General features: G+C 72.6%; 16 protein-coding genes. 5 read left to right on the top strand and 11 right to left on the bottom strand.

Annotated elements, in window-relative coordinates; genetic code table 11:
• Positions 1 to 135 precede the first annotated feature (135 nt).
• Positions 136 to 1,041, top strand: a complete 906-nt coding sequence (locus IH48_RS0130525; protein WP_030911898.1) for a LysR family transcriptional regulator — start codon at positions 136 to 138, stop codon at positions 1,039 to 1,041.
• Here IH48_RS0130525 and IH48_RS0130520 read toward each other — a convergent pair.
• Together IH48_RS0130520 and IH48_RS0130515 are read right to left on the bottom strand one after the other, a co-directional pair.
• Positions 995 to 3,973, bottom strand: coding sequence for an FAD-binding and (Fe-S)-binding domain-containing protein (locus IH48_RS0130520; protein ID WP_078850145.1), 2,979 nt, complete (start codon positions 3,971 to 3,973; stop codon positions 995 to 997). The genes IH48_RS0130525 and IH48_RS0130520 overlap by 47 nt on opposite strands.
• A gap of 398 nt (positions 3,974 to 4,371) precedes the next feature.
• The gene (locus IH48_RS0130515) at positions 4,372 to 5,640 is read right to left on the bottom strand and encodes an aspartate aminotransferase family protein (protein ID WP_030911892.1); all 1,269 of its coding nucleotides are present in this window, start codon (positions 5,638 to 5,640) and stop codon (positions 4,372 to 4,374) included.
• A 143-nt stretch (positions 5,641 to 5,783) separates the two neighbouring features.
• On the opposite strand from IH48_RS0130515, the gene IH48_RS0130510 reads away from it, so the two are divergent.
• Positions 5,784 to 7,223: an NAD-dependent succinate-semialdehyde dehydrogenase gene (locus IH48_RS0130510; RefSeq protein ID WP_420705557.1), complete on the top strand. Its 1,440-nt coding sequence runs from the start codon at positions 5,784 to 5,786 to the stop codon at positions 7,221 to 7,223.
• A 163-nt stretch (positions 7,224 to 7,386) separates the two neighbouring features.
• A complete protein-coding gene (locus IH48_RS0130505) occupies positions 7,387 to 7,887 on the top strand; it encodes a DUF3830 family protein (protein WP_030911886.1) in 501 nt (166 codons plus the stop codon).
• 185 nt (positions 7,888 to 8,072) lie between these two features.
• Here IH48_RS0130505 and IH48_RS0130500 read toward each other — a convergent pair whose 3' ends face one another.
• Together IH48_RS0130500 and IH48_RS0130495 are read right to left on the bottom strand one after the other, a co-directional pair.
• Positions 8,073 to 9,551 (bottom strand): amidase, encoded by a 1,479-nt coding sequence (locus IH48_RS0130500; protein WP_051840894.1) that lies wholly within the window; start codon positions 9,549 to 9,551, stop codon positions 8,073 to 8,075.
• Positions 9,548 to 10,561, bottom strand: coding sequence for a D-2-hydroxyacid dehydrogenase (locus IH48_RS0130495; RefSeq protein WP_037843715.1), 1,014 nt, complete (start codon positions 10,559 to 10,561; stop codon positions 9,548 to 9,550). Before IH48_RS0130495 ends, IH48_RS0130500 begins: the two co-directional genes overlap by 4 nt.
• 147 nt (positions 10,562 to 10,708) lie before the next feature.
• Between IH48_RS0130495 and IH48_RS0130490 the strand changes: the two genes are divergently transcribed.
• On the top strand, positions 10,709 to 11,455 hold the full coding sequence (locus IH48_RS0130490; RefSeq protein ID WP_030911875.1) for a decarboxylase: 747 nt from the start codon (positions 10,709 to 10,711) through the stop codon (positions 11,453 to 11,455).
• A gap of 29 nt (positions 11,456 to 11,484) precedes the next feature.
• Positions 11,485 to 12,168 (top strand): GntR family transcriptional regulator, encoded by a 684-nt coding sequence (locus tag IH48_RS0130485; RefSeq protein ID WP_030911872.1) that lies wholly within the window; start codon positions 11,485 to 11,487, stop codon positions 12,166 to 12,168.
• Between the two features lie 60 nt (positions 12,169 to 12,228).
• On the opposite strand, the gene IH48_RS0130480 is transcribed toward IH48_RS0130485, so the two are convergent.
• The 7 genes from IH48_RS0130480 to IH48_RS36425 all read right to left on the bottom strand — a co-directional run bounded on the left by IH48_RS0130480 (position 12,229) and on the right by IH48_RS36425 (position 22,540).
• Positions 12,229 to 14,985 (bottom strand): bifunctional YncE family protein/alkaline phosphatase family protein, encoded by a 2,757-nt coding sequence (locus IH48_RS0130480; RefSeq protein ID WP_030911869.1) that lies wholly within the window; start codon positions 14,983 to 14,985, stop codon positions 12,229 to 12,231.
• A gap of 4 nt (positions 14,986 to 14,989) precedes the next feature.
• Positions 14,990 to 16,393: an ABC transporter permease gene (locus IH48_RS0130475; protein WP_030911866.1), complete on the bottom strand. Its 1,404-nt coding sequence runs from the start codon at positions 16,391 to 16,393 to the stop codon at positions 14,990 to 14,992.
• Positions 16,390 to 17,340, bottom strand: coding sequence for an ABC transporter ATP-binding protein (locus IH48_RS0130470; RefSeq protein WP_030911863.1), 951 nt, complete (start codon positions 17,338 to 17,340; stop codon positions 16,390 to 16,392). Before IH48_RS0130470 ends, IH48_RS0130475 begins: the two co-directional genes overlap by 4 nt.
• 150 nt (positions 17,341 to 17,490) lie before the next feature.
• Entirely contained in the window at positions 17,491 to 18,543 is a 1,053-nt protein-coding gene (locus tag IH48_RS0130465) for a hypothetical protein (RefSeq protein ID WP_030911860.1), read from the bottom strand.
• A 17-nt stretch (positions 18,544 to 18,560) separates the two neighbouring features.
• Positions 18,561 to 20,900 carry a glycoside hydrolase domain-containing protein gene (locus IH48_RS0130460; RefSeq protein WP_158710376.1) on the bottom strand — a complete coding sequence of 780 codons (2,340 nt, stop codon included), beginning with the start codon at positions 20,898 to 20,900 and terminating at the stop codon, positions 18,561 to 18,563.
• Positions 20,901 to 21,100: 200 nt separating this feature from the next.
• Positions 21,101 to 21,466 (bottom strand): hypothetical protein, encoded by a 366-nt coding sequence (locus IH48_RS0130455; protein ID WP_158710375.1) that lies wholly within the window; start codon positions 21,464 to 21,466, stop codon positions 21,101 to 21,103.
• Positions 21,467 to 21,676: 210 nt separating this feature from the next.
• The gene (locus tag IH48_RS36425; RefSeq protein WP_051840892.1) at positions 21,677 to 22,540 is read right to left on the bottom strand and encodes a hypothetical protein; all 864 of its coding nucleotides are present in this window, start codon (positions 22,538 to 22,540) and stop codon (positions 21,677 to 21,679) included.
• Between the last annotated feature and the right edge of the window lie 5 nt (positions 22,541 to 22,545).

Genomic DNA, 22,545 nt, shown 5'->3' with positions numbered 1-22,545 from the left:
TTGTGTGCCGCCGGTGGCGGACCGCGACCAGAGCGGTCGCGGAGCCGCGTGTGCCTGCTGCCTAGCGCCAGTGTGGAACCGTGCCGGGCCGCAGGACCAGCAAGATTTTTTCGGACATGCCGTTAGTGTTCCTACATGTTCGAGGTACGGCGGCTGAGGCTGCTTCGAGAGCTCGCCGCGCACGGCACGATCGCCGCCGCGGCCGAGGCGTGCGCGCTGACCCCGTCTGCGGTGTCCCAGCAGCTCGCGCTGCTCGAACGGGAGGCGCACACCACGCTGTTCATCCGGGACGGCAGGCGCCTGCTGCTGACGGAGGCCGCGCACGTCCTGGTGGCGCACACCGAGATCATCCTGGCCCAGATGGAGCGGGCGCGCGCCGAGGTGTCCGCGCTTGAGCAGGGGGTGCGCGGCACGGTGCGGCTCGGCGCCTTCCCGAGCGCGGCGGGCGCGATCGCGGCGCCGGCGATCGCCGCGTGCCAGGCGTACCACCCGGACCTCAATGTGGAGCTCGGCGAGCAGGAGCCGGAGCAGAGCCTGGTCGAGCTCCGGGCCCGCCGCATCGACGTCGCGCTGGTGTACGAGTACAACCTGCTGCCGCGGCTGCCGCACGCGGGGATCGAGCTGCGGCCCGTGATCCGCGAGCCCGTGCTGCTCGCGCTGCCGCCGCGCCACCCGCACGCGGCCGACGAGGGCGCGCGTCCCCTCGCGGCGCTGCGGGACGAGCACTGGGTCGCGCCGCGCAGGGACGACTCACTGCGCACGGTGCTGGAGCGCGCGTGCGAGGCCGCCGGGTTCAACCCGCGCTTCGACTTCACCAGCGACGACTACTCGGTGGTGCTCGCGCTCGTCCAGGCGGGGCTCGGGGTCTCGCTCGTGCCGCGGCTCGTCGTGGAGCAGCTCGCGGCCGACGTGACGCTGCGGCCCGTGGAGGACCTGCAGCTCACCCGTACGGTCTCGATCGCGGTGCGGGCCGGCAGCGGAGGCGACCCGGCGATCAACGCGCTGGTCCTCGCCCTTCGCCGGGCGGCACGCCAGGACTGAGGGCCGCCGCGCGTACGCCGTCCCGCAGCAGCTCGGCCAGGTGCACGGGGCGCCGCCCCGACAGCTGGGAGATCTGGGTGCGGCAGCTGAAGCCGTCCGCGAGGACCACATGGTCATCGGGCGTCTCCCGCAAGGCGGGCAGCAGGGCGTTCTCGGCGACGGCCACGGACACCCCGTAGTGCTCCTTCTCGAAGCCGAAGTTCCCCGCGAGGCCGCAGCACCCGGAGTCCAGGCGCTCGTTTCCGACGCCGATCCTGGCCAGCAGCCGGTCGTCGGCCGCGCTGCCCAGCGTCGCGTGCTGGTGGCAGTGGGTCTGGGTGACGGCGGCGCGCCCCAGGTGCCCGAAGTCCGTGCCGGGCGCCCTCCTGTCGAGGAGCTCCGCGAGCGTCACCGTCGACTCCGCCGCCCGCCGTGCGCGCGGGTCGTCCGCGAGGAGCTCCACGGCGTCCGAGCGGAAGAGGGAGGTGCAGCTCGGTTCGAGGCCCACCAGGGGGATGCCGCGCGCGAGGTACGGGTCGACGGCGTCCAGCGTCCGTCCGAGCACCCTCTTGGCCACGCCGAGCTGTCCCGTCGTCAGCCAGGTGAGGCCGCAGCACAGCCGGTCGGACGGCAGCAGCACCTCGAAACCGGCGTGTTCGAGCACCTCGACGGCTGCCCGGCCCACCTCGGGCGTGAAGAACTCCGTGAACGTGTCGGGCCACAGCAGCACCTGCCGGCCCGGGTCCCCGCCCGGCGCGGGCGCGCGCCCGGCCGCGGGCCTGGACTCGAACCACCGGCGAAAGCGCGTCGGCGCGAAGCGCGGCACGGGCCGCTGCGCGGCGATGCCGCCGGCGGCCTTCAGCGCGGCCGCGGGCAGCCTGCTGCCCGTCACCCGGTTGGCCAGGCGCGGTGCCGTGGCCGCGAGCCTCGCCCACAGCGGCAGCCAGCCGAGCGAGTAGTGGGCGCGCGGCCGCACCCTGCGCCGGTAGTGCCGGTGCAGGAACTCCGCCTTGTACGTGGCCATGTCGACGCCGACCGGGCAGTCGCTCTTGCACCCCTTGCAGGACAGGCACAGGTCGAGCGCGTCCCGCACCTCCTCCGCGCGCCAGCCGTCCGTGACGACGTCGCCCTGCACCATCTCGTACAGCACGCGCGCCCGGCCCCTGGTGGAGTCCTTCTCGTCGCCGGTGACGCGGTAGCTCGGGCACATCACGCCGCCCGACGACGTGCGGCACTTCGCCACTCCCACGCAGCGGCGCAGCGCCCGGCTCAGGTCACCGCCGTCCTCGGACAGGGCCAGCGTCGTGGCGAGCGGCAGCGCGGGGCGGTGGCCCGCCCGCACTCGCAGGCGCTCGTCGGCCGGGCGCGGGTGGACGAGGATGCCCGGGTTGAGGCCGCCGTCCGGGTCCCAGACCGCCTTGAAGGCGTTGAACGCGTCGATGGCGGCCGGGCTGTGGACGAGGGGCAGGAACTGGGCGCGCGCCTGGCCGTCGCCGTGCTCGCCCGACAGGGTCCCGCCGTGGCGCGCGACCAGCCGGGCGGCGTCCGCCATGAACGCCATGAAGACGCGGACGCCTTCGCGCGTGGTGTGGTCGAAGTCGATCCTGATGTGCACGCAACCCTCGCCGAAGTGGCCGTACGGCGTGCCGTGCAGGCCGTGGCGGGCCATGAGCTGCTCGAAGTCGCGCAGGTAGTCGCCGAGGTGCTCCACGGGCACGGCGGAGTCCTCCCAGCCGGGCCACGCCTCCGTGCCGTCGGGCGCGCGGGTGGCGAGGCCCGAGCTCTCCTCCCTGACGCGCCACAGGGCCGCCTGCTCGCCGGGGTCGGTCACCAGCCTGACGCCGACGGCGCCGGTGTCGCGCGCGAGCGCCGCCGCCTGCTCCTCGTCGCCGGCCGCCGGGCCCGCGTCACCGAACTCGCACAGCAGCCAGCCGCGCCCCTCGGGCAGCAGCCGCTCGGGCTCCGCGTCGGGCACGTTCCTGCGCAGCGCGGCGACCTGCTCGGCGCCGAGGCCCTCGCACGCGATGGGATCGTGGCGCAGCACGGCGCGCGCCGCGTCGCCCGCTGCGGGCAGGTCGGGGAAGCCGAGCGCCACCAGGGTGCGGCGCCGGGGGAGCGGCACGAGCCGTACCGTCGCGGACAGCACCACCACGCAGGTGCCCTCCGTGCCGACCAGGGCCGCCGCCACGTCGAAACCGCGCTCGGGCAGCAGGTGCTCGAGCCCGTACCCGGACACCTGGCGCCTGAACCGGCCGAACTCGGTGCGCAGCAGGGCGAGGTTGCCGTCGCGCAGGTCGCGCAGGGCGGCGTGGATCTCCCCGCTTCGGCCGCCCGCGGCGACGGCCTCGTCCAGCTCGCGGGCGCCGAGCCTGCCGACGCGCATGCGCGTGCCGTCGTACGTGAGCACGTCGAGCGCGACGATGTTGTCCGCCGTGCGGCCCCAGGCCACCGAGTGCGTGCCGCACGCGTTGTTGCCGATCATCCCGCCGACGGTGCACCGCGAGTGCGTCGAGGGGTCGGGGCCGAACCGCAGGCCGTGCGGGCGGCAGGCGTCCTGCAGCCGGTCGAGCACGACACCGGGCTCGACGGTCGCGGTACGTGCCTCGGGATCGACCGACAGGATCCGGTTCAGGTGGCGCGAGGTGTCGATGACGACGCCGTCGCCCACGGCCTGGCCCGCGATGCTGGTGCCGCCGCCGCGCAGCGTGACGGCCGTCCCGTGCGCGCGGCACGCCGCCACGGCCGCGATGACCTCGTCCGCGTCCGCCGGCATGACCACCGCCACGGGCACCTGCCGGTAGTTGGACGCGTCCTGCGCGTACTCCGCGCGGCGCCTCGGCCCGAAGTCCACGCTCCCGCGCGTGACGGCGGCGCGCAGCGCCGCCTGGAGCGCCTGCGGGGCGTGCGCCCCGGTTTTCCCCGCCCCGGTGTGGAGACGATGCTGGTCGGCCATGGTTGGCGTCAACTCCCTCGGCGCCGCCGTGCCTGGCCGGGCGGAGACGGACGCGTTCTGACGTGCGGCTGCCCGTACTCCGGCGCCCGGGTGCACCGGTGGTGTTCCGCGCGGCCCGCCCGGCGGTGCCCGGGCTTCCGGCGGCCTGCCCGGCGGCGGAGACGGACGCGTTCTGACGTGCGGCTGCCCGTACTCCGGCGCCCGGGTGCACCGGTGGTGTTCCGCGCGGCTCGCCCGGCGGTGCCCGGGCTTTCGGCGGTCTGCCCGGCAGGCGAGCGCTACCCGCGCCCGTGCCGGGCGCCCGCGCGGCCGTTCGGTGCGGCGGTTCTCCGCCAGGTGGCGGCAGCTTCACGCGCGCCCGGGCGGGACGCCCGCACGATCCCCGCGCGGCGCTCGCGTCAGGACAGCGCGTCGGCGACCGCGTCGCCCCACAGGGCCAGCCCCTCGCGTACCTGCTCCGCCGTGACGACGAGTGGCGGGATCATGCGCACGACCTGGCCCTGCGCCCCGCAGGTGAGCAGTAGCAGCCCGCGGCGCGACGCCGCCGCCTGGGCGGCCGCGGCCGTCGAGCCGTCGGGCTCGCCGTCCGCCGTCACGAACTCGCTGCCTGCCATCAGTCCGAGCCCCCGCACGTCGCCGATGCCGGGCCCCGACGCCGGCGCGTGCCGCGCCGCGACCTCGCGCAGCCCAGCGAGCAGCTCCTTGCCGCGCCCCGCCGCGTTCTCGACGAGCTTCTCGTCCTGGATCACGTCGAGCGTGGCGATCGCCGCCGCGCACGCGACCGCGTTGCCGCCGTACGTGCCGCCCTGCGAGCCGGGCCACGCCTTCTCCATGAGCGCCGTGGGCGCGGCGATGGCGGACAGCGGGAAGCCGCTGGCCAGCCCCTTCGCGGTGACCACGATGTCGGGCCTGCCCGCGAAGTGCTCGTGGCCCCAGAACATCCCCGTGCGGCCGAAGCCCGTCTGCACCTCGTCGAGGACGAGGAGGATGCCGTGGCGGTCCGCGCGCTCCCGCAGGCCGCGCAGGAACGCGGTGTTGGCCGGCACATACCCGCCCTCGCCCAGCACCGGCTCGACGAAGAACGCCGCGGTGTCGGCCGGCGCGGAGACGGTCGCCAGCAGTTGGTCGAGCTCACGCAGCGCGAACCTCGTCGCGGTCTCCTCGTCCCACCCGTAGTGGAAGGCGTTGGGGAACGGCGCGATCGCGACGCCCGGCATCAGCGGCCCGAACCCCGACCTGTACTTGGAGGCGGACGTCGTCAGCGACGCGGCGCCGATGGTGCGTCCGTGGAAGGAGCCCTGGAAGACGACGATGTTGGGCCGCCCGGTGGCCTGCCTCGCCAGGCGCATGGCGGCCTCGACCGCCTCGCTGCCCGAGTTGACGTAGAACAGCGAGTCGAGCCCTGCGGGCAGCACCTCGCCGAGCCGCTCCGTGAGCGTGAGCAGCGGCCGGTGCATGACCGTCGTGTACTGGCCGTGCACGAGCGTGGCGACCTGGCGCTGCGCGGCCTCGACGACACGAGGGTGGCAGTGGCCTGTGCTCGTCACGCCGATGCCGGCGGTGAAGTCCAGGTGGGCGCGGCCCGCCTCGTCGTACACGTACACGCCTTCGCCCCGGGCCGCGAGCACGGGCGTGGCCTGCTTGAGGACGGGAGAGAGTGTGGCCATGTTCGCTCCTTCGGGTACCGGGCGGGAGAACCTCGATCGTAGGATTGTCAACAACCTACACTCATGCAAGCATGGACGGGCGCCGTTGTCCACGAGCCGGGGAGAACACAGTGACCGCACAGGCAGAGCACGAGCGCGCGGTGGTGGACGCGGTCCCCGCCGGGCTGTACATCGCGGGTGACTGGCGTCCCGCCGCCTCGGGGGACGTGTTCGAGGTGGAGGACCCGTCCGTCGCGCGCCCGCTGCGCACCGTCGCGGACGCGGGCACGGACGACGCCCTGGACGCGCTCACCGCCGCGCACGAGGCCCAGGAGTCCTGGGCGGCCAGGCCGCCGCGCGAGCGAGGCGAGATCCTGCGCAGGTCCTACGAGCTGATCCGCGAGCGGATCGACGACCTCGCGCTGCTGATGACCCTGGAGATGGGCAAGCCGCTGGCGGAGGCGCGCGGCGAGGTCGCGTACGCCGCCGAGTTCTTCCGGTGGTTCGCCGAGGAGGCCGTGCGCATCGACGGCGGGTACGCGACCTCCCCCGACGGCAAGGACCGGCTGCTCGTCATGCGGCGCCCGGTGGGGCCCGCGCTGCTGGTCACACCGTGGAACTTCCCCCTCGCCATGGGCACCCGGAAGATCGGCCCCGCCGTCGCGGCCGGCTGCACGATGATCGTCAAGCCCGCCGAGCAGACCCCGCTGTCGATGCTCGCGCTCGCCGGGATCATGGCGGAGGCCGGGCTCCCCGGCGGCGTGCTGAACGTCGTCACGAGCAGCAGGCCCGGCGACGTCGTCGAGCCGCTGCTGCGCGACGGGCGGCTGCGCAAGCTGTCCTTCACGGGCTCCACGGCCGTCGGCAGGCTGCTGATCGCGCAGAGCGCCGAGCAGGTGCTGCGCGTGTCGCTGGAACTCGGCGGCAACGCCCCGTTCATCGTCTGCGAGGACGCCGACCTGGACGCCGCCGTCGAGGGCGCGGTGCAGGCCAAGATGCGCAACATCGGCGAGGCCTGCACCGCCGCCAACCGGCTCTACGTGCACGAGAGCGTCGCCCCCGAGTTCACGCGGCGGCTCGCCGAGCGGATGGGCGCCATGGCCGTCGGGCGCGGCACGGAGCCCGGCGTCGAGGTGGGCCCGCTGATCGACGAGGACGGCCGCGGCAAGGTCGGCAGGCTCGTCGGGCAGGCGCTCGACGCCGGCGCCAAGGCGCTGACGGGCGGCGAACCCGCCCCCGGAGACGGCTACTTCTACGCGCCGACCGTCCTCGTCGACGTGCCCGCCGACGCACCGATGCTGCACGAGGAGATCTTCGGGCCCGTCGCCCCCGTCGTCTCGTTCAGCGACGAGGACGAGGCGGTGGCGGCGGCCAACGCGACGCCGTACGGCCTCGTCTCGTACCTGTACACGGAGAGCCTCAGGCGCGCCTTCCGGATCTCCGAGCGGCTCGACACCGGGATGATCGGCCTCAACAAGGGCGTGGTCTCCAATCCGGCGGCCCCCTTCGGCGGGGTGAAGCAGTCGGGCCTCGGCCGCGAGGGCGGCAGGGCCGGCATCGAGGAGTTCCTCGAAACGCGCTACCTGGCGATGCCGGCGTCCTGACCGGCCGGGGCGGTGGGCGCCCCGGCCGACGAGCCGGCACCGCCCGCACCGAGGGGCCTTGAAAAGCCGCGCCGCGAGCAAGGCGCCGGTACCCGTACCGGAGTCCGGCGGCCGGAGCAGCGGAGTACGTGAGCCGACACCCGGAGACGGAGAGTGGGGACAAGTGGACCGTTACATCGAGATCGCGCTGGAGAAGCGCGGCGTCAGCTGCGTGGCCAAGCTCCTCGACGGCCAGGCGCCGCGCACGTGCGAGGCCGTGTGGAACGCCCTGCCGCTCGGCAAGGACGTCTTCCACGGCAAGTACGCGCGCAACGAGATCTACACGCTGGTGCCGGCGTTCGCCGCCGAGGAGCCCGGCACGGAGAATCCGACGATCACGCCCATCCCGGGTGACGTCGCCTACTTCTCGTTCGCCAAGTGGCAGCTGAACACCAGCTCCCACGGCTACACGCAGGGCGGCAGGCCGCAGGCCGAGGAGTCCATCGTCGACCTGGCGGTGTTCTACGAGCGCAACAACCTGCTGCTGAACCCGGACACCGGCTTCGTGCCCGCGAACATCTTCGCGACGATCACCGAGGGCCTCGACCGGATGGCCGAGGCCGCACAGGATTTGTGGCTGTCGGGCGTGCTCGGCGAGTCCCTGACGTTCAGGCGCGCCGCCTGAACGCACGAGTCCGTACGCCGCCCGCGCGGGCCCGACTCTCCGCGCGGGGGCGCCCCTTGGGCGGTGGCGCGACGCGCGCCGGCCACGACGCGACGCATGAGGGCGGGCGGTGAGGCCTGCGCGAGGCCTCCAGGGGCCCCGGGCCTCGGCCCGGGGCCCCACAGGTCACGCCCGCGAGGGCGCACTCAGCCGCGCGGGTCCACCGGCGCGGCCGAGACCGTGCCCTCCGCGGCCAGCGCCTCGAACAGGGCGTGGGACGCCCGCAGCACCACGTCGTCCCTGTTGCGTGCCGCGACGAGCTGGACGCCGACGGGCAGCCCGTCCGCGCCGGGCCCGCACGGCACGGTGGCCGCGGGCTGCTGCGTGAGGTTGAACGGGTACGTGAAGGGCGTCCAGCCCGTCCACCGCCCGTGGCCGCTGCCCGGCGGCACCTCGTGGCCCGCCTCGAACGCCGTGCCCGGCAGTGTCGGGACCACGAGCAGGTCGTACGCGCGGTGGAAGCGGCCCATCTCCACGCCGAGCGCCATGCGCGCGTCCACGGCGCCGAGGTAGTCGAGCGCGCTCATCGCCGCGCCCTGGCGGCAGATCTCCGCGAGACCCGGGTCGAGTCGGGCGAACTGCTCGGGCGTCAGGTGTTCCACGACCTTCGCCGCGCCCGAGAACCACAGCGTGTGGTAGGCGGCCACCGGGTCGGCGAAGGCCGGCGCCGCCTCCTCGACCTCGGCGCCCAGACCTGCCAGCAGCTCCGCCGCGTGCCGCACCCGCGCGGCCACGTCCGGCTCGGCGGCCGTGCCCGCGAGTGACGTGCTCCAGGCGACCCGCAGGCCGCGCACACTGCCGCCGTTCGCCTCGCCGAGCCGGTCGCGGAAGCTGCCCTCGTACGGCGGGAGCCCGGACCAGTCGCGGTCGTCCGGCCCGCACAGCACGTCCATCATGAGCGCCGCGTCCTCGACCGTACGGGCCAGCGGGCCCGCGTGCGCGAGCGTGCCGAAGGGGCTCGCCGGGTAGAGCGGGACGCGGCCGTAGGTCGGCTTGAATCCGAACACACCGCAGAACGAGGCGGGGATGCGCACCGACCCGCCGCCGTCGGTGCCCACCGACAGCGGCCCGAGCCCGAGTGCGACGGCGGCCGCGCTGCCGCCGCTCGATCCGCCCGAAGTGCGCGACGGGTTCCAGGGGTTGCGGGTCACACCGGTCAGCGGCCCGTCCGTGACGCCCTTCCAGCCGAACTCGGGCGTCGTCGTCTTGCCGACGAACACAGCGCCGTGCTCGCGCATCCGCGCGACGGACGGCGCGTCCTGCTCGCACGGCGCGGCCGGGTCCGTACTGAGCGAGCCGCGCAGTGTGGGCCAGCCCCTGGTGAGCAGCAGGTCCTTGATCGAGACGGGCACGCCGTCGAGCAGCCCGAGCGGCTCGCCGCGCCGCCAGCGCTCCTGCGAGGCCGCCGCGTCACGCCGCGCCGCCTCCTCGTCGACCAGGCAGAACGCGTTGACGAGCGGGTCGAGTTCCGCGATGCGCGCGAGCACGGCCTCGGTGACCCGGACGGGCGAAAGGGACAGGTCCCGGTAGCCGTCGAGGAGTTCGGTCGCCGTGCGGGAGCAGAGGTCGTCCGCCGTCCGCGTGGTGCCGGCGGTACGCACGGCCTGGTCGCCGATTCCTGTCATGGCGTGCCCTCCTCGGTCCGCGGGGCGGCGCCGGGCCGGCCGGCCACGGGCACGTACCCCAGTTCCTTGTCCACGATGTTGAGCAGTGGCCGCCCGGCGACCCAGCGCTCGAAGTTGCCGAGAAACACGTCCGCGAGGTCGTCGAGCCAGCTGCGGGTGTCGCCCGACATGTGCGGGGACACCAGCATCCCGGGAGCGTCCCACAGCGGGCTGTCCGCGGGCAGCGGCTCCTGCCGGAACACGTCGAGCGCCGCGCCGCCGAGCGCGCCGGTGCGCAACGCGTCCAGCAGGTCCTCCTCGACGACGAGCGGTCCCCGGCCTACGTTGACGAACCGGGCGCCGCTCTTCATGCGGGCGAAGGCCGACGCGTCGAACATGTCCGCCGTCTGCCCGGTCAGCGGCGCCGCGCACACGACCCAGTCGGCGGCCGGCAGCAGCGCGGCCAGGTCGCCGAAGCCGTGCACGCGGCCGAACTCGGGATCGCCGTCCCGCGCCGTGCGGGAGACCAGCTCGACGCGCAGGCCGAGGGCGCCCAGCAGGCGGGCCACGGCCCGCCCGACGGGGCCGCCGCCGACCACGACGGCGCGGGTGCCCGCGACGGATTCGGTGACGCGGTGGCGCCACTCGCGGGTGCGCTGCCGCTCCAGCGTGCCCGGCAGGTCCTTCGCCATGGCGAGCACGAGCCCGGCGACGTACTCGGCGATCGGCCGCTCGAACACCCCGCGCGAGTTCGTGACCAGGGTGTCCGACTCGCGCAGCGGCGAGAACAGCAGCCGGTCGACGCCCGCGCTCGCGGTGTGCACCCAGCGCGGGCCGCCGTGCTCGGGCCAGGCCGCGGGCAGCGCGCCCGTCAGGAAGTCCCACACGAGCAGGACGTCCGCCTGCGCCAGCGCGCCCGCGAGGTCGCGCTCGCCGACGCGCAGCACGCGCGCGGCGCCCGCGAGCCGCTCGACGACGGGCGGCTCCTGCTCCGCGAGCACCGCGACGACGGGGAGACCGGTCGTTGGCATGGGCAGTCCTTCGGTCGCCGCTTCCACCGGGCACCGGCAGCCGCCGGATTCCGATTGACACGTTAGGGCGGCGACCGTAGGATTGTCAACAATCTACAGCTGCGGAGCGCGTACCGCGATCCGCCCTGCTCGAAAGGGCGTTCACGCATGGCTGACCGCGCGGCGACAGTGGGATTCCTCTACCCGGGACACTCGGCGGAGGACGACTACCCGCTGCTCCAGGACAGGGCGGGCGGCGCCGTGCGCCTGCCCCTGGTGCACACGGACATGGGGGAGGACGCCCACCGCGTGGACGCGCTCCTGGAGATGGGCTCCATCGGCCGGCTCACCGAGGGCCTGGTGGAGCTGAAGAGGCAGGCCGTCGACGCGGTGGTGTGGGCCTGTACGAGCGCCAGCTTCATCTACGGGCGCCGGGGCGCGAGCCAGCAGGTCGAGGAGCTCGCCCAGGCCGCCGGCGTCCCCGCGTCCAGCACGTCCTTCGCCTTCGTGCACGCGATCCGCGCCCTTGGCGTGCGCAGGGTCGCCATCGGCGCCACGTACCCGGACGACGTCGCCGAGTACTTCGTCCGTTTCCTCGCGGACTCGGGGACCGAGGTGGTGCGGGTGTCGGGGCGCGGCATCATCACCGCGGCCGAGGTCGGTACGCTCGGTCGCGACCAGGTGCTTCAGCTCGCGCGCGGCAACGACCACCCCGAGGCCGAGGCGGTGCTGTTGCCGGACACCGCGCTGCACACGGCGGCCTGGCTCGACGAGCTGGACGCCGCGGTGGCCAAGCCCGTCCTCACGGCCAACCAGGTCACTGTCTGGGAAGGCCTGCGGCTGGTGGGGGACACCACGCCGCGCGAAGGCCTGGGCCGGCTGTTCCGCCGCGCCCCTGTCACCGCCGCCGAGTAGCAGGGCGGCACCGGAGAAGGAGATCAGTCATGCCGGGAGGCAGACGGCTGGAGCGCGTCAAGCGGGAGCCCGCCGCCATCTCGATCGCCCACCAGCTCACCGAGGCGATCATGGACGGCACGCTCGCGCCCGGCTCACAGCTCGGCGAGGCCGAGCTGGCGGGCGAGCTCGGCGTGAGCCGGGGCCCGCTGCGCGAGGCGATGCAGCGCCTCGTCCAGCAGGGCATCGCCTACAGCGAGCCGCACCGCGGGGTGTTCGTGACGACGCTGACGGAGGACGACGTGCGGGACATATACCTCGCGCGTACGGCCGTCGAGTCGGCGGCCTGCCGCCTCATCCTCCGCGGGGACCGGGCGGCCTCGGCCGACCGCCTGGCCCGGGTGCACGACGCGATGGCGGACGCGGCGAGGCGCGGCGACCACGCCGCGCTCAGCGCCGCCGACACCGAACTGCACCACGTCCTCGTGACCGAGTCGGGCAGCGTGCGGCTGCGGCGCATGGCGGAGACGCTGTTCGTCGAGACCCGCATGTGCATCGCGGCGCTCCAGGACAAGTACCCGGTCCCCGAGGTCATGGTCGAGGAGCACGCGGCGATCATCGACGCCATCAGGGCGGGCGACGAGGCGCGGCTGCTGTACCTGATGGACGAGCACATGCAGGACGCGGTGCGCAGGCTCACGGGCATACCGGACGAGGCCCCCGGGCGGCGGTGACACCGCCCGGGGGCTCCCGGTACCGGCCTCGATCAGTGATCAGTGATCAGTGATCGGGGATCAGCCGTCTGAGTCCGACGACGGGATGTAGGCGCCCGGCACGTCACCGGGCGAGTAGATCTTCTTCTCGCCCGGGTACGGCTTCTTCCAGTTGTGCGTCTCGTACCAGGTGAGGTGGTTCATCTGCTCGGGGTCGGCGTAGTCGGCCACGGCGTTGGGCCCGGTCAGCCGCTGGTGCGACTTCCAGGTGTCCCACTGCTTCGCGAGCGGCTTCATGTCCGCCGGGACCTTCGTCGCCGGCACGGCCGCCGCCTTCGGGTCCTGGGGCGCCGGGGTGTCCACACCGCAGGAGGGCGCGGTCGCCAGGCCGTCGGTCAGCGACGTCCTGTTGGCCAGTGCCTTGAACGGCGCGTAGTTCGGCTTCCTGGTGAAGGCCCCGGTCATGGGGGTGGCCGCGCTGTCCTTCTGGTTCATCGGGTGGATCCCGAGGATCTGCTCGATGGTGCGGATCATCGTGATCTGCGAGTAGTAGTGGTCGTCCACGACGCCGTGCCTGGCGTAGGGGCTGATGATCTGGATGGGGGCACGGTGGCCGTCGACGTGGTCGAGCCCCGCCTGCGAGTCGTCCTCGACGACGAAGATCGCCGAGTCCTTCCAGTACTTGCTGTGGGAGATCTCGTCGACCATCCTGCCGACCGCGAGGTCGTTGTCGGCGACCTGTGCGGCCGGGCTCGCGGGGCCGCCGGTGTGGTCGCTGGACAGCCAGAACATGTTCAGGTTCGCGGGGCCGTTCTTCTCGAAGTCCTGCTTCCAGATCTGCTCCCGGTACACGTCGGGAACGCTGGTGTCGAACTTCGGGAACCCGTGCACCGACACGTCGTTGAGCGACGGGATCGGTGAGGACGAGACCAGCGGGTAGGCGGTGGGGTCACCGGTCGCCCGCATGTTGTTGGCGTCGCAGTACAGGTTCTGCCAGCTCGCGCCGGCCGGCTTCGTCAGGAACTGCTGGAACTCGCCGAAGTCGCGTACGGACTTGCCGGCGGCCTGGGCGCCCGTCCACAGGAAGCCGGACTTCTGGTGGCCGAGTGCGTCGTCCTCGGTGTCGTAGGAGCGCAGGTACTCGCCGGCCGACGACTCGGTGTACTCGGGGTTGTCGGCCTGCATCAGCCAGTTGTGGCCCTCGGCCGAGTTCGTGCCGATGTCGTAGGTGTTGTCGTACAGCCCGAACTGGTTGGCCAGCGCGTGCTGGTTCGGTGTCACGTTCTCGCCGAACTGGGTAAGCGACGCGTCGCCGTTGCCCTTGGGGATGTCGCCGAGCACCTGGTCGTAGGTGCGGTTCTCCTTGACGATCAGGAAGACGTGCTTGATCGTCGAGGGGTCGCCGATCCGCGCGGGGACGGGCACCGGCTTCGGCTTGTGCCTGCCCTTGGACTTGGCGAGCTCCACCGAGTTCCTGGTCCAGCCGTTCTGCTGGAACACCTTGCGCGTCTCGGCCTTGATGGTCTTGTCGCCGGGCAGTGTGAACCGGGTCAGGCTGGCCGTGGTGTCGTGGGTGCCGTGGCCGCCCTTGGTGGTGGGACGGCGGGCGTCGATGCCACGGGTGTTGGACACCACCACCTGGTTGCCGACAGTGGCGATCTCGGCGGGGAAGTAGTCCGTCGGGAGCAGGCCGACATAACTGACCGGCTCCTGGGGCGACTTGTACCGGTACACGGCGACCGCGTCGGCGCGGCCCAGCGTGACCAGCAGATGGCCGTCGTCGGTGAGCGTCACCGCGTCCGGCTCGTAACCCACCGAAGCCTCGGGCCACGGCGTGGTCGAGATCGTCTGCACGACCTTGTCGTTGGCCGTCTTGATGACGGACACGTCGTTGGTCGCGGTGTCCGTGACGAACACCGCGCCCTTCTTCGCGTACAGAGCGGTCGGGTGCAGGCCGACGTCGATGCTCTTGACAGCGGCGGACGGCTTCCTCAGGTCGATGACACTGACCGTGCCCGTCGTCGTGGCACCCGTCACCGGGTTCGCCGGCACCTGCGTGTGGTACGAGTTGATCGTCGACTCGCCGGGCCGCGCCGGGCGTCCGCCCTCGTTGCTGACGTACAGCTTGTGACCGGCCAGGACTACACCGCGCGGCGCGTTGCCCACCGTCCAGCTGTGCTCGATGGCGCCGGTGGCCGCGTTGATGGCCACGACCCGGTTCTGGCCGTTGACCGCCGCGTACACGGTGGCCCCGTCGGACGAGAACACGGCGGCGGAGGCCAGCGCGTGCTTCGCCCCGTCCGCCGGGATCGGGATGTCCACCGGATCGGAGACGGAGCCGTCCTCGCCGACGGTGAACCGGGTGTAGCCGTCGGTCCTGCCCAGCCACAGGTGCTTGCCGTCGGGTGAGTACGTGGGGCCCTCCTGACCCACGTCGTTGCCGCTGATGCGCAGGTCGGCCGTGGCGGAGTCGCCGACGAGCTGCTGCGTCTTCCACGTCTTCAGGTCGACGATGGACAGCGCCATCCCGCCGTCGGTCACCGAGGCGGCGAGGTGCGTGCCGTCCGGGCTGACCGTGGACGACATGATCTTGCCGTCGTTCATGACGAGGCGCTTGCCGTACGGGGCGAGGTACTGGTCGCTGGAGATGACCTGCCCCTTGTGGGTGATCAGGCCGACCTGCTGGGTGCCGAACTGGTGCGTCTGGGCGAAGGCGGTGCCCGTGGCGGCCAGGGCGGCGGCGGTGATGCCCGCCGTCACGAGGGGTATCCGGCGCCCGGCGCGTCTTGCGAGCAGGACGGGTTTCTTCTTGGCACGCCTGCGGCGTGTGACCTGCATGGGGTCATCCCTTCAGAGGGTGGTCGAGCAGCTCGACGTTCCCGTCGAACTGCCACAGCGGGTTCGGCGCGTCCCCTTCCGGAGTCCGCACCAGGAAGTAGCCGTTGACTTCCTTCGGCCCGTCGCCGTCGGCGACGAACCGCCCGTCGGAGGTGACGTCGAGTTGGTAGACCGCCGTGCCGGTGGCCTCGACGCCGGGAAGGTGCCAGGTGACCACGCAGTGCCAGTCGTTGCCCGCACCCTGGGCGCCGTCGCTGACGTCGCCCTTCGTGCACGCCGCCGTCGCCCTCAGCTGCGCCTCCGTGACGGCGGGCCGGTTCAGCTGACCGGTCTGCATCCGGTAGAGGTGCGCGAACGCCGTGGCGAGCGAGCGCTCCACCCCGGCCTGCCGGATCCCCGACCCCGTCAGTGTCGCGGGAGTCGCCGCCGCGAGTACGGCCACCGTCAGGGCAACGAGCCCGGCGAGCGGCAGCAGCCCCGCGGTGACGGCGCGGCGCCCCGAGCTCCCGTCGGATGGGTTGGTGAAGTCGCGCCGCAGGAAGAGCAGAAGGGCCAGCGCCGTCGCCGCCGCGGCCCACACCAGGCAGACCGCGACGCCGATCAGGAGCGGGCCGAGCTGCGCGGGGCGGGTGAACAGGCCGTTCCAGGCGATGAACGCGTAGCCGGGCAGCGCGAGCCGTACGGCGACGGGCAGCGGCAGCATCTGGGCGAGTTGCATCGCGAGGGCGACGAGCGCCGGCAGCAGCAGGCCCATCGGGGACCGCCACAGGACCACGGACCCGAGCAGACCGATCGCGGCGAGCGCCAGCGTCGGCGCGAGCACGCACACCCAGGCGAGCAGGACGTGCGCGGCGGCGTCCCCCGGCGCGAGCAGGTGGCCGTCCAGGCCGACCAGTGGCTGGTCGCCGACGGACACGAGCCCGCCGGCCGCGGAGGAGCAGGCCAGCCCCGCGACGAGCAGCAGGATGACGGTGAGTCCTGCCAGCGCCTTCGCCGCGAAGATGCGCCGGGGCGAGCGCACCGCCACGAGCAGGTGCCGCCAGGTGCCGAGCCGGTCCTCGCCTGCGAACACGTCCCCCGCGACCACCGAGGTAAGCAGCGGCAGCGCCCAGGTGCCCGCGAAGCCGAGCACCACCAGCGGCCCGGCCCACCCGGTGGCGTGCATCCACCGGCCGAAGAGCGTGTCGACGGGCAGTGTGCCCTGCCGGCTCACCGCGGCAACGAAGACGGCGGGCGCGACCCAGCAGGCGAGCACGAGCAGCCGAATACGCCACTGCGACACGAGTTTGACGAGCTCGAAGCGGTAGACCCGCGCCACCGGCACGGGCCGTGCGGCGGCAGCCTGATCCGGTGCTGACGGGGGAGTCGCGGTCGATGCGGCCATGGGCGTGGGCGTCGGCGCGGTCATCGCGCGTCCTCCTGCTGCTCGGTGAGGGCGAGGAACGCGGCCTCAAGTGGTGACACCACCGGTGCCAGCTCGCGCAGCGCGATGCCCGCGCGCACGAGCCTCACCACCAGCTCGTCCAGGGCGGGCACCAGCGCGCGCACGACGAGGGCTTCCCCGCCGTGGGGCGCCCCGGCGCCGTCGGCGGCCCCTGCGACCCGCACCCCTTCCGTACCGGCGGCGAGCCTGCGGGCGGCCGCGGGGTCCGACGTGAGGAGCCGGTAGTCGAGTTCGGGGTTTTCGGCGGCGAGCTTTTCCAGCGGGCCTGAGAAGACCACGCGCCCCGTGGCGATGATGGTGACGTCGGAACACAGCGCTTCGAGGTCGTCCATGCGGTGGCTGGAGAGCACGACAGCGGTGCCGTCCGACGCGAGCCGGGTCAGCACACCGTGCACATGCCTGGTGCCCGCGGGGTCGAGTCCGTTGGCCGGTTCGTCGAGTACGAGCAGCCGGGGCCTGGTGAGCAGGGCGGCGGCGAGCCCGAGCCGCTGGCGCATGCCGAGGGAGAAGCCGCGGGCCCGGTCGTCTGCCACGTCGGCGAGCCCGACCTGGCCGAGCACGTCGTCGATCCCGGCTGTCCGCGCGCCGCCGCCGCGCAGGGCGGCCAGTGCGGCGAGGTTCTGCCGGGCGGTGAGCGAGGGGTAGAGGCCGGGCCCGTCCACGAAGCCGGCGACGCCGTCGGGCGCGGCGAGCGCCCGCCCGGCAGGCGTCCCCAGGACCTCGATGCCGCCGCTGTCGGCCACGGCCAGGCCGAGCAGCAGACCGAGCAGCGTCGTCTTGCCCGCGCCGTTGGGCCCGGCCAGGCCGTGGATGCGGCCCGGCGCCACGTCCAGATCGATGCCGTCGAGCGCGACGACGTCACCGAAGCACTTGGTGACCCCGCGAGCCCGGACGGCGAGGAGCGTGTCCATGAGTCCCTTCCCCGTTGTCGCTGCTTCACGACTTCACAGGGACCCTAGGGACGGCACACAGCCCGCACACGGACGCGGAGTTGAACGTTCGGGGAACGAGTGGCGACACGTGTGCGCCGCACGGGGAGCGGACGCGCCGCGACCGGTCGGCTACTGCCACCTCGAGTCGGTGCGCGACAGCGAGGGCAGACCGGTCCTCCGCTGGGTGACGTGGTTGCCGGTGTCGATCAGTGTCACCGCGGGGTGCTTGATCGTCGGCAGGTCACGTGCCGGCCTGTGCGTCGTCACCTTCACGGCGAGGTCGAGCCGTTCGCCGGCCTTGAGGCGCACCCGGGTGGTCCAGTGGGTTTCGAACAGCGACGCGGTCCGTCTGCTCGACAGCTGCCGTACGCCCGCGTCGTGCGCCTTGTGGTCGAGCCGGGCGCCGGTGATCCTGACGTCCCGTACGATCCGGGGGTCCAGTGCGACGGAGATCGCCGCGGCCGCCGGGGCGGTGCCGGGTCCGACGTTGTGCAGGGTGACCCGGGCCGGGTAGTAGTACCAGCGCTTGCCGTCCGCCCACTCGTAGCGCTCCCACACGCCGCTGACCTCGATGCCCCATGGCGTGGCGACGCCGCCGAACGCCTTGGGCCGGTGGGACTTGAGGCTGCGCCTGCCGGTCGGCTTCCTGTTCTCGCGGCCCACCGCGGCGGTCGCGCCCGCGGGTGCGACGACCAGGTCGAGCGGGTAGAGCGCCGGGTTGGCGGTTCCCACGACGACCACGGGTTCGCTGCCGGCGGGCAGCGCGTCGGTCAGGGTGACCGTGCAGGTCGCCAGGGTCGTCCTGGGGTCGGTGGTGGTCTTGCTCGTGGCGGGCAATCGGTGGCGGCCGCTGGTCACCATGGCGGTGGGCAGCGGGGCGTACAGGCGGGGGTCGTAGGTGATCGCGACCTGTGTCCCGGCCGGGAGGCCGGTGCCGGCGTGCTGTACCTGGACAGCCAACTGCCTCGGGAAGGCGGCGGGTTGGACGCCGACCCCGGGCAGCACCACGACCGGGCTCGCACCGACCGGTACCAGCGTCACGCCGCCGGCCGGCGAATCGGCCGTGGAATCGGCATATGCCGTGCCGCCGAGGCCGGCGACGTTGACGACGCCAACGCCGAGCGTCAGGCCGCCGAGTACCAGCACCTGTCTGCGGCTGACCTTGGAGTTCATGGAAGTCATCTCGGCTCCTCGATTCCTCAGAGGGAACAGTTCTGGAGAACGGCGTCCCGGAACGCCGTCGCCACGGCGGAGATCGAGGCGTCGGACATCGACTGCGGGGTCGGGCACGTGATCGACCCGAACTGGTCGAGCCAGAAAGCGGCCCGGATGAGGTTGGTCTGGTCGTCGCCGCGGCCGATGGCGCTGATGGCGGCGTCTCCCAGGGTGTCCGGGTCGCTGTTGAACCGGATCCGGTAGAAGTCCGTGCACCGCTTGCCGGACGACGCCACAGACGCGTAGGCCGACTTGAAGCCCGTCGACAGCGGCTGAGTGGAGCCCTGCTGGGCCGGGTAGCCGAGAACCCAGGCGTCCATGTTGGCAAGGAAGTCGCTGAGCGAGAAGAACGTGTTGTCGTCCCGGTTGAACATCTTGCCCATGGCGTAGTCGTAGGCCTGGTCGTCGGAGCGCCCGCTCTGGTGGAACTGCCCCAGGACGCTGACCAGGTCGCCGCCCCAGGAGCCGAAGTCGGCCAGGTTGCAGTCCGTGAGGTCCGAGACGCGGCCGTGGCTGACGACGGCGCCGAACGACGCGCCGAAGTGGTCGGGGTCGGAGTCCCACAGGTAGCCGGGGTCGCGCAGCGGGGCCGCGAACGGCATGTCGGCATAGCCGTTGACGAAGTCGATGAAGCCCTGGTCGAGCGAGCCGAAGACGTCGTCGGCGAAGGACTGCTTGTTCAGCCCGTCGCGCACGCGCAGGTACTGCGAGACCAGCAGGGTGGCCGACCTGCTGTTGTTCCCCTGCGCGATCCACTGGCCGGCCCTGGCCTCCAGCCAGATCAGATAGGTGTAGAAGCCGTCGTTGGGGTCGCGCGGCCGGGTCACGCTGTCGAGACCGAGGTCCCGGCCGGAGGCGATGTCGTTGTCGATCTCCACCGCGCCGCTGGTGCCGGAGGCCAGGGTGAAGTCCTTGATCTGGTCGAAGGCCCAGTTGTCCGGGAGCGGGTAGCCGAGGTTGCCGCTGTAGCCGGTGGACATACCGCTGACGAAACTGCGGTTGGTGAGGCCGGCGTCCGAGAGGCGGCTGCAGACGTTGCGGCACCCGTACACGCCGATCGTGTACGTCCCGATGATGGGCATTCCGTCGTTGACGCCCTTGAAGTGCGGGATGATCGCGCTGTCGATGTCCGCGTCGGTGGCGTCGAAGTCCACGGAGAAGTAGATGACCGTACCGGCCGGGATGCCGAAGCTCTCGGCAGCCTGGTACGCGGCCTGTGCGGCCGCTTTGCCCTTGTCGTAGCCGAAGTCGCTCAGCTGGTTGCCCTCCTCCTGGTAGATCGGGAAGAAGGACATGCCGTTGTCGAAGATGAGCGCGATCTCGGAGTTGGTCAGCACCTTGCTGGTGCCGCCGGTGAGGTAGCGGCCGGCGATCGAGTACCCGTTGCCCTTCACCGTCTTGATCGTCGTGGGGTTCAGCGGGTACATGCAGTCGAACGCGATGCCCTTGCGGTCCGGGTCGCCGGTCGACACCAGCAGCGACATCCACGTGTCGTAGTCGCCCGTGCCGTTGGCGGTGAGCGCGCTGAACTTCTGGAAGGCCGTCACCGTGGCGGCCAGATCGGAGCCGTACGTCCCGCCGTTGTCCCCCCAGTGGTTGTCGTAGCCGTTGAAGGCGACAGCGCACTGGAAGAGCTGGACCCAGTTGCCCGTCGAGCCGTTGGAGACGTACGCGGTCGTCTTCAGCGCCCCTTCGGTGGCGGGTCCGATGGTGCCGGTCACCTGGGAGTCCGTCAGGCCCATCTGGTACTGGATGCCCAGGACCAGGGACTGCTGGACATTGCGGGAGAAGTGCCCGTCACACGGGCCGACGAAGAACTGGCCCCTGCTGTAGTACGCGTCGTTCAGCCACCGCTGGCAGGTCTGGATCATGTCCGAGCCGCCGTACGTCTGCACGTAGGCGTCCATGGACATCAGGGCCCTGAAGACCTTCGGATCCGCGTTGGCGACCAGGCTGCCGTAGTGCGACGCGATGCCCATGTCCGAGATCAGCGAGCCCAGTCCGCCGCAGGTGTCCAGGCCGAAGGCGCCGTCGATCTCGCCGCCGCTGTAGCCCTTGCAGTAGAGGGCGGCCTCCACGATGGTCCGCATGTTCATGTTGCTGGAACTCGCGCCGACCGGGCCGTAGGCCTGTAGGTCCGCCCAGGTCGTCGGGCCGAAGTTGTCGGACAGGGCGGTGATGCCGAGCTCGTGCTGGAGCGCCCGGATGAGGCTGTAGATCGTGTCCCAGCCGGTCATCCCGTTCTCGGTGCACGGGTTGTACTCCGGCACACCGGCGTACGTCGCGTTGACCCACTGCTGGGCCTTGAGCACCATCTGATCCATGAAGCGGTACTCCCCCCGTTGCCGGCTCGGGCCGCATCCAGGCGGACCGATCGCCGGTTCGGCGCTGACTGTAAGGCATTTCCGCGCCGCGTACATCCCCACGAATACACACTTTGGTGGAACAAGTCACGCTAAAACAAGAGGAGTTGGTGTCTGACGGAAACTCGCGGCCGGGACTGCGGACGGGGTGCTCCACGTCCTCATCCGTCCGCGGGGCCGTCCTCCCGGTCCTCGCGGTCCTCCCGGTCCGCCCGCCAGATCCTGATCGCCTCGCCCACCAGCGTCAGGATCAGCAGGACGAGGCAGCACCCGGCACCGAGCAGTCCGGCCGCGAGCAGGTAGAGCGGACGCGCGTCCACGCACTCGATGGCCGGTGAACAGCCGACGGTCCGCGGGTCGGCGGACGGCCCCATCGCATGCAGGCCGAAGGCGACGCAGAGCACGGAGACGACGGCCGCGGCCGACAGCAGGATCCACCGGACCCGCCGGGACCCCCACCACGACAGGATCCATGCCGCGATGATCACCACGGGCAGGATGAACACATAATCAGGGACTACGCTCACGCTGAATCGCTCCGCGACATCGAAGTACGGCCGGTCTGCCGCCGGGTGATGCGGTCGCCTGGGCCGATCGATCCTAACCGTTGCGTGTTCGACGCCGGCAGGCGCAGGCGAGTTGAGTCCACCGCAGGATGCTCGGGCCCGCCCCCGCGTTCAGGGATGCGGCCCGCGCCGGCTCGCCCGGGCGCCCGGTGGCCGACCTTCCCCGGCCGGTCACCGGGCGCCGGGACCTCCGCCGCGCGACACCCCGGCTCCCTGCCCCTGCGGAGAATGGCTCGGCGCCGTGCTCGCCGCCGAGTTGCCGTGGCCCTCCTGCTTCGCCTGCCCGGGCTTCTCGCTCGCCGGCGTGCTCTTCGGCTCCGCCTTCGTCCTCCCCTTGCCGTCCTGCTGCTTCCCGGAGCCGGAGCCGGGCAGCACTTGTGCACAGTAGGCGGACACATGGTCCTCGCCGCCGGCGGCCGCGATGAACCGCTGCCAGCCCGCCGAGTCCAGTGCCTTGCCGTTCCCCTTGACCGACGCGTACGCGCGGCAGTGGGCCTGGACGTCCTCGGCCGTCGGCGGGCGGCCCTCGGACCGCGGGCCAACGGCGGTGCCGGCGGAGCCGGAGGGCGAGGCACTGCCCGGCCCTGCCGTGGTCGCCGTGCCCGAGTGTGTGGGCGGGGAGGGTTTTGAGGATGCGGAGGGTCCGGGGCCTGACGGCCTCGGACCCTCGTGGTGTGTTCCACCGGAAGACCCGGGCAACTCGATCGCGGCGAACGCCGCGCCACCCAGGGCCAGGCTCGCGAGCAACACGGCCACGGCGATCCTCACCGAGCGCCGCACCGTTGTGCGCGGCGAGCGCCAGTCGTCACTCGTGCGCGTGCGTGCCTGCGTGTGCAGGCCCGCGTCGCGGGCCGCGCGGTAGGCGGCGACGGCCTGCTGCTGCGCGTGTGCGTCCAGCGTCTCGTCGCACATGGCGCTGCCGAGTGCCGCCTCCAGGTCGGCGGGGGTGGTCGGTTCGGCTGGTTCGGGCCTTGGGCCGGTCGGGCCAGCGGAATGACGGGCGTACGTTCCGCCCTCGCTGTCGTGGGTGCCCATGCCTG

Source organism: Streptomyces sp. NRRL F-5126, from assembly GCF_000721265.1.
Taxonomy (GTDB): Bacteria; Actinomycetota; Actinomycetes; order Streptomycetales; family Streptomycetaceae; genus Streptomyces.
This window is presented reverse-complemented; position numbering and strand designations above follow the sequence as displayed.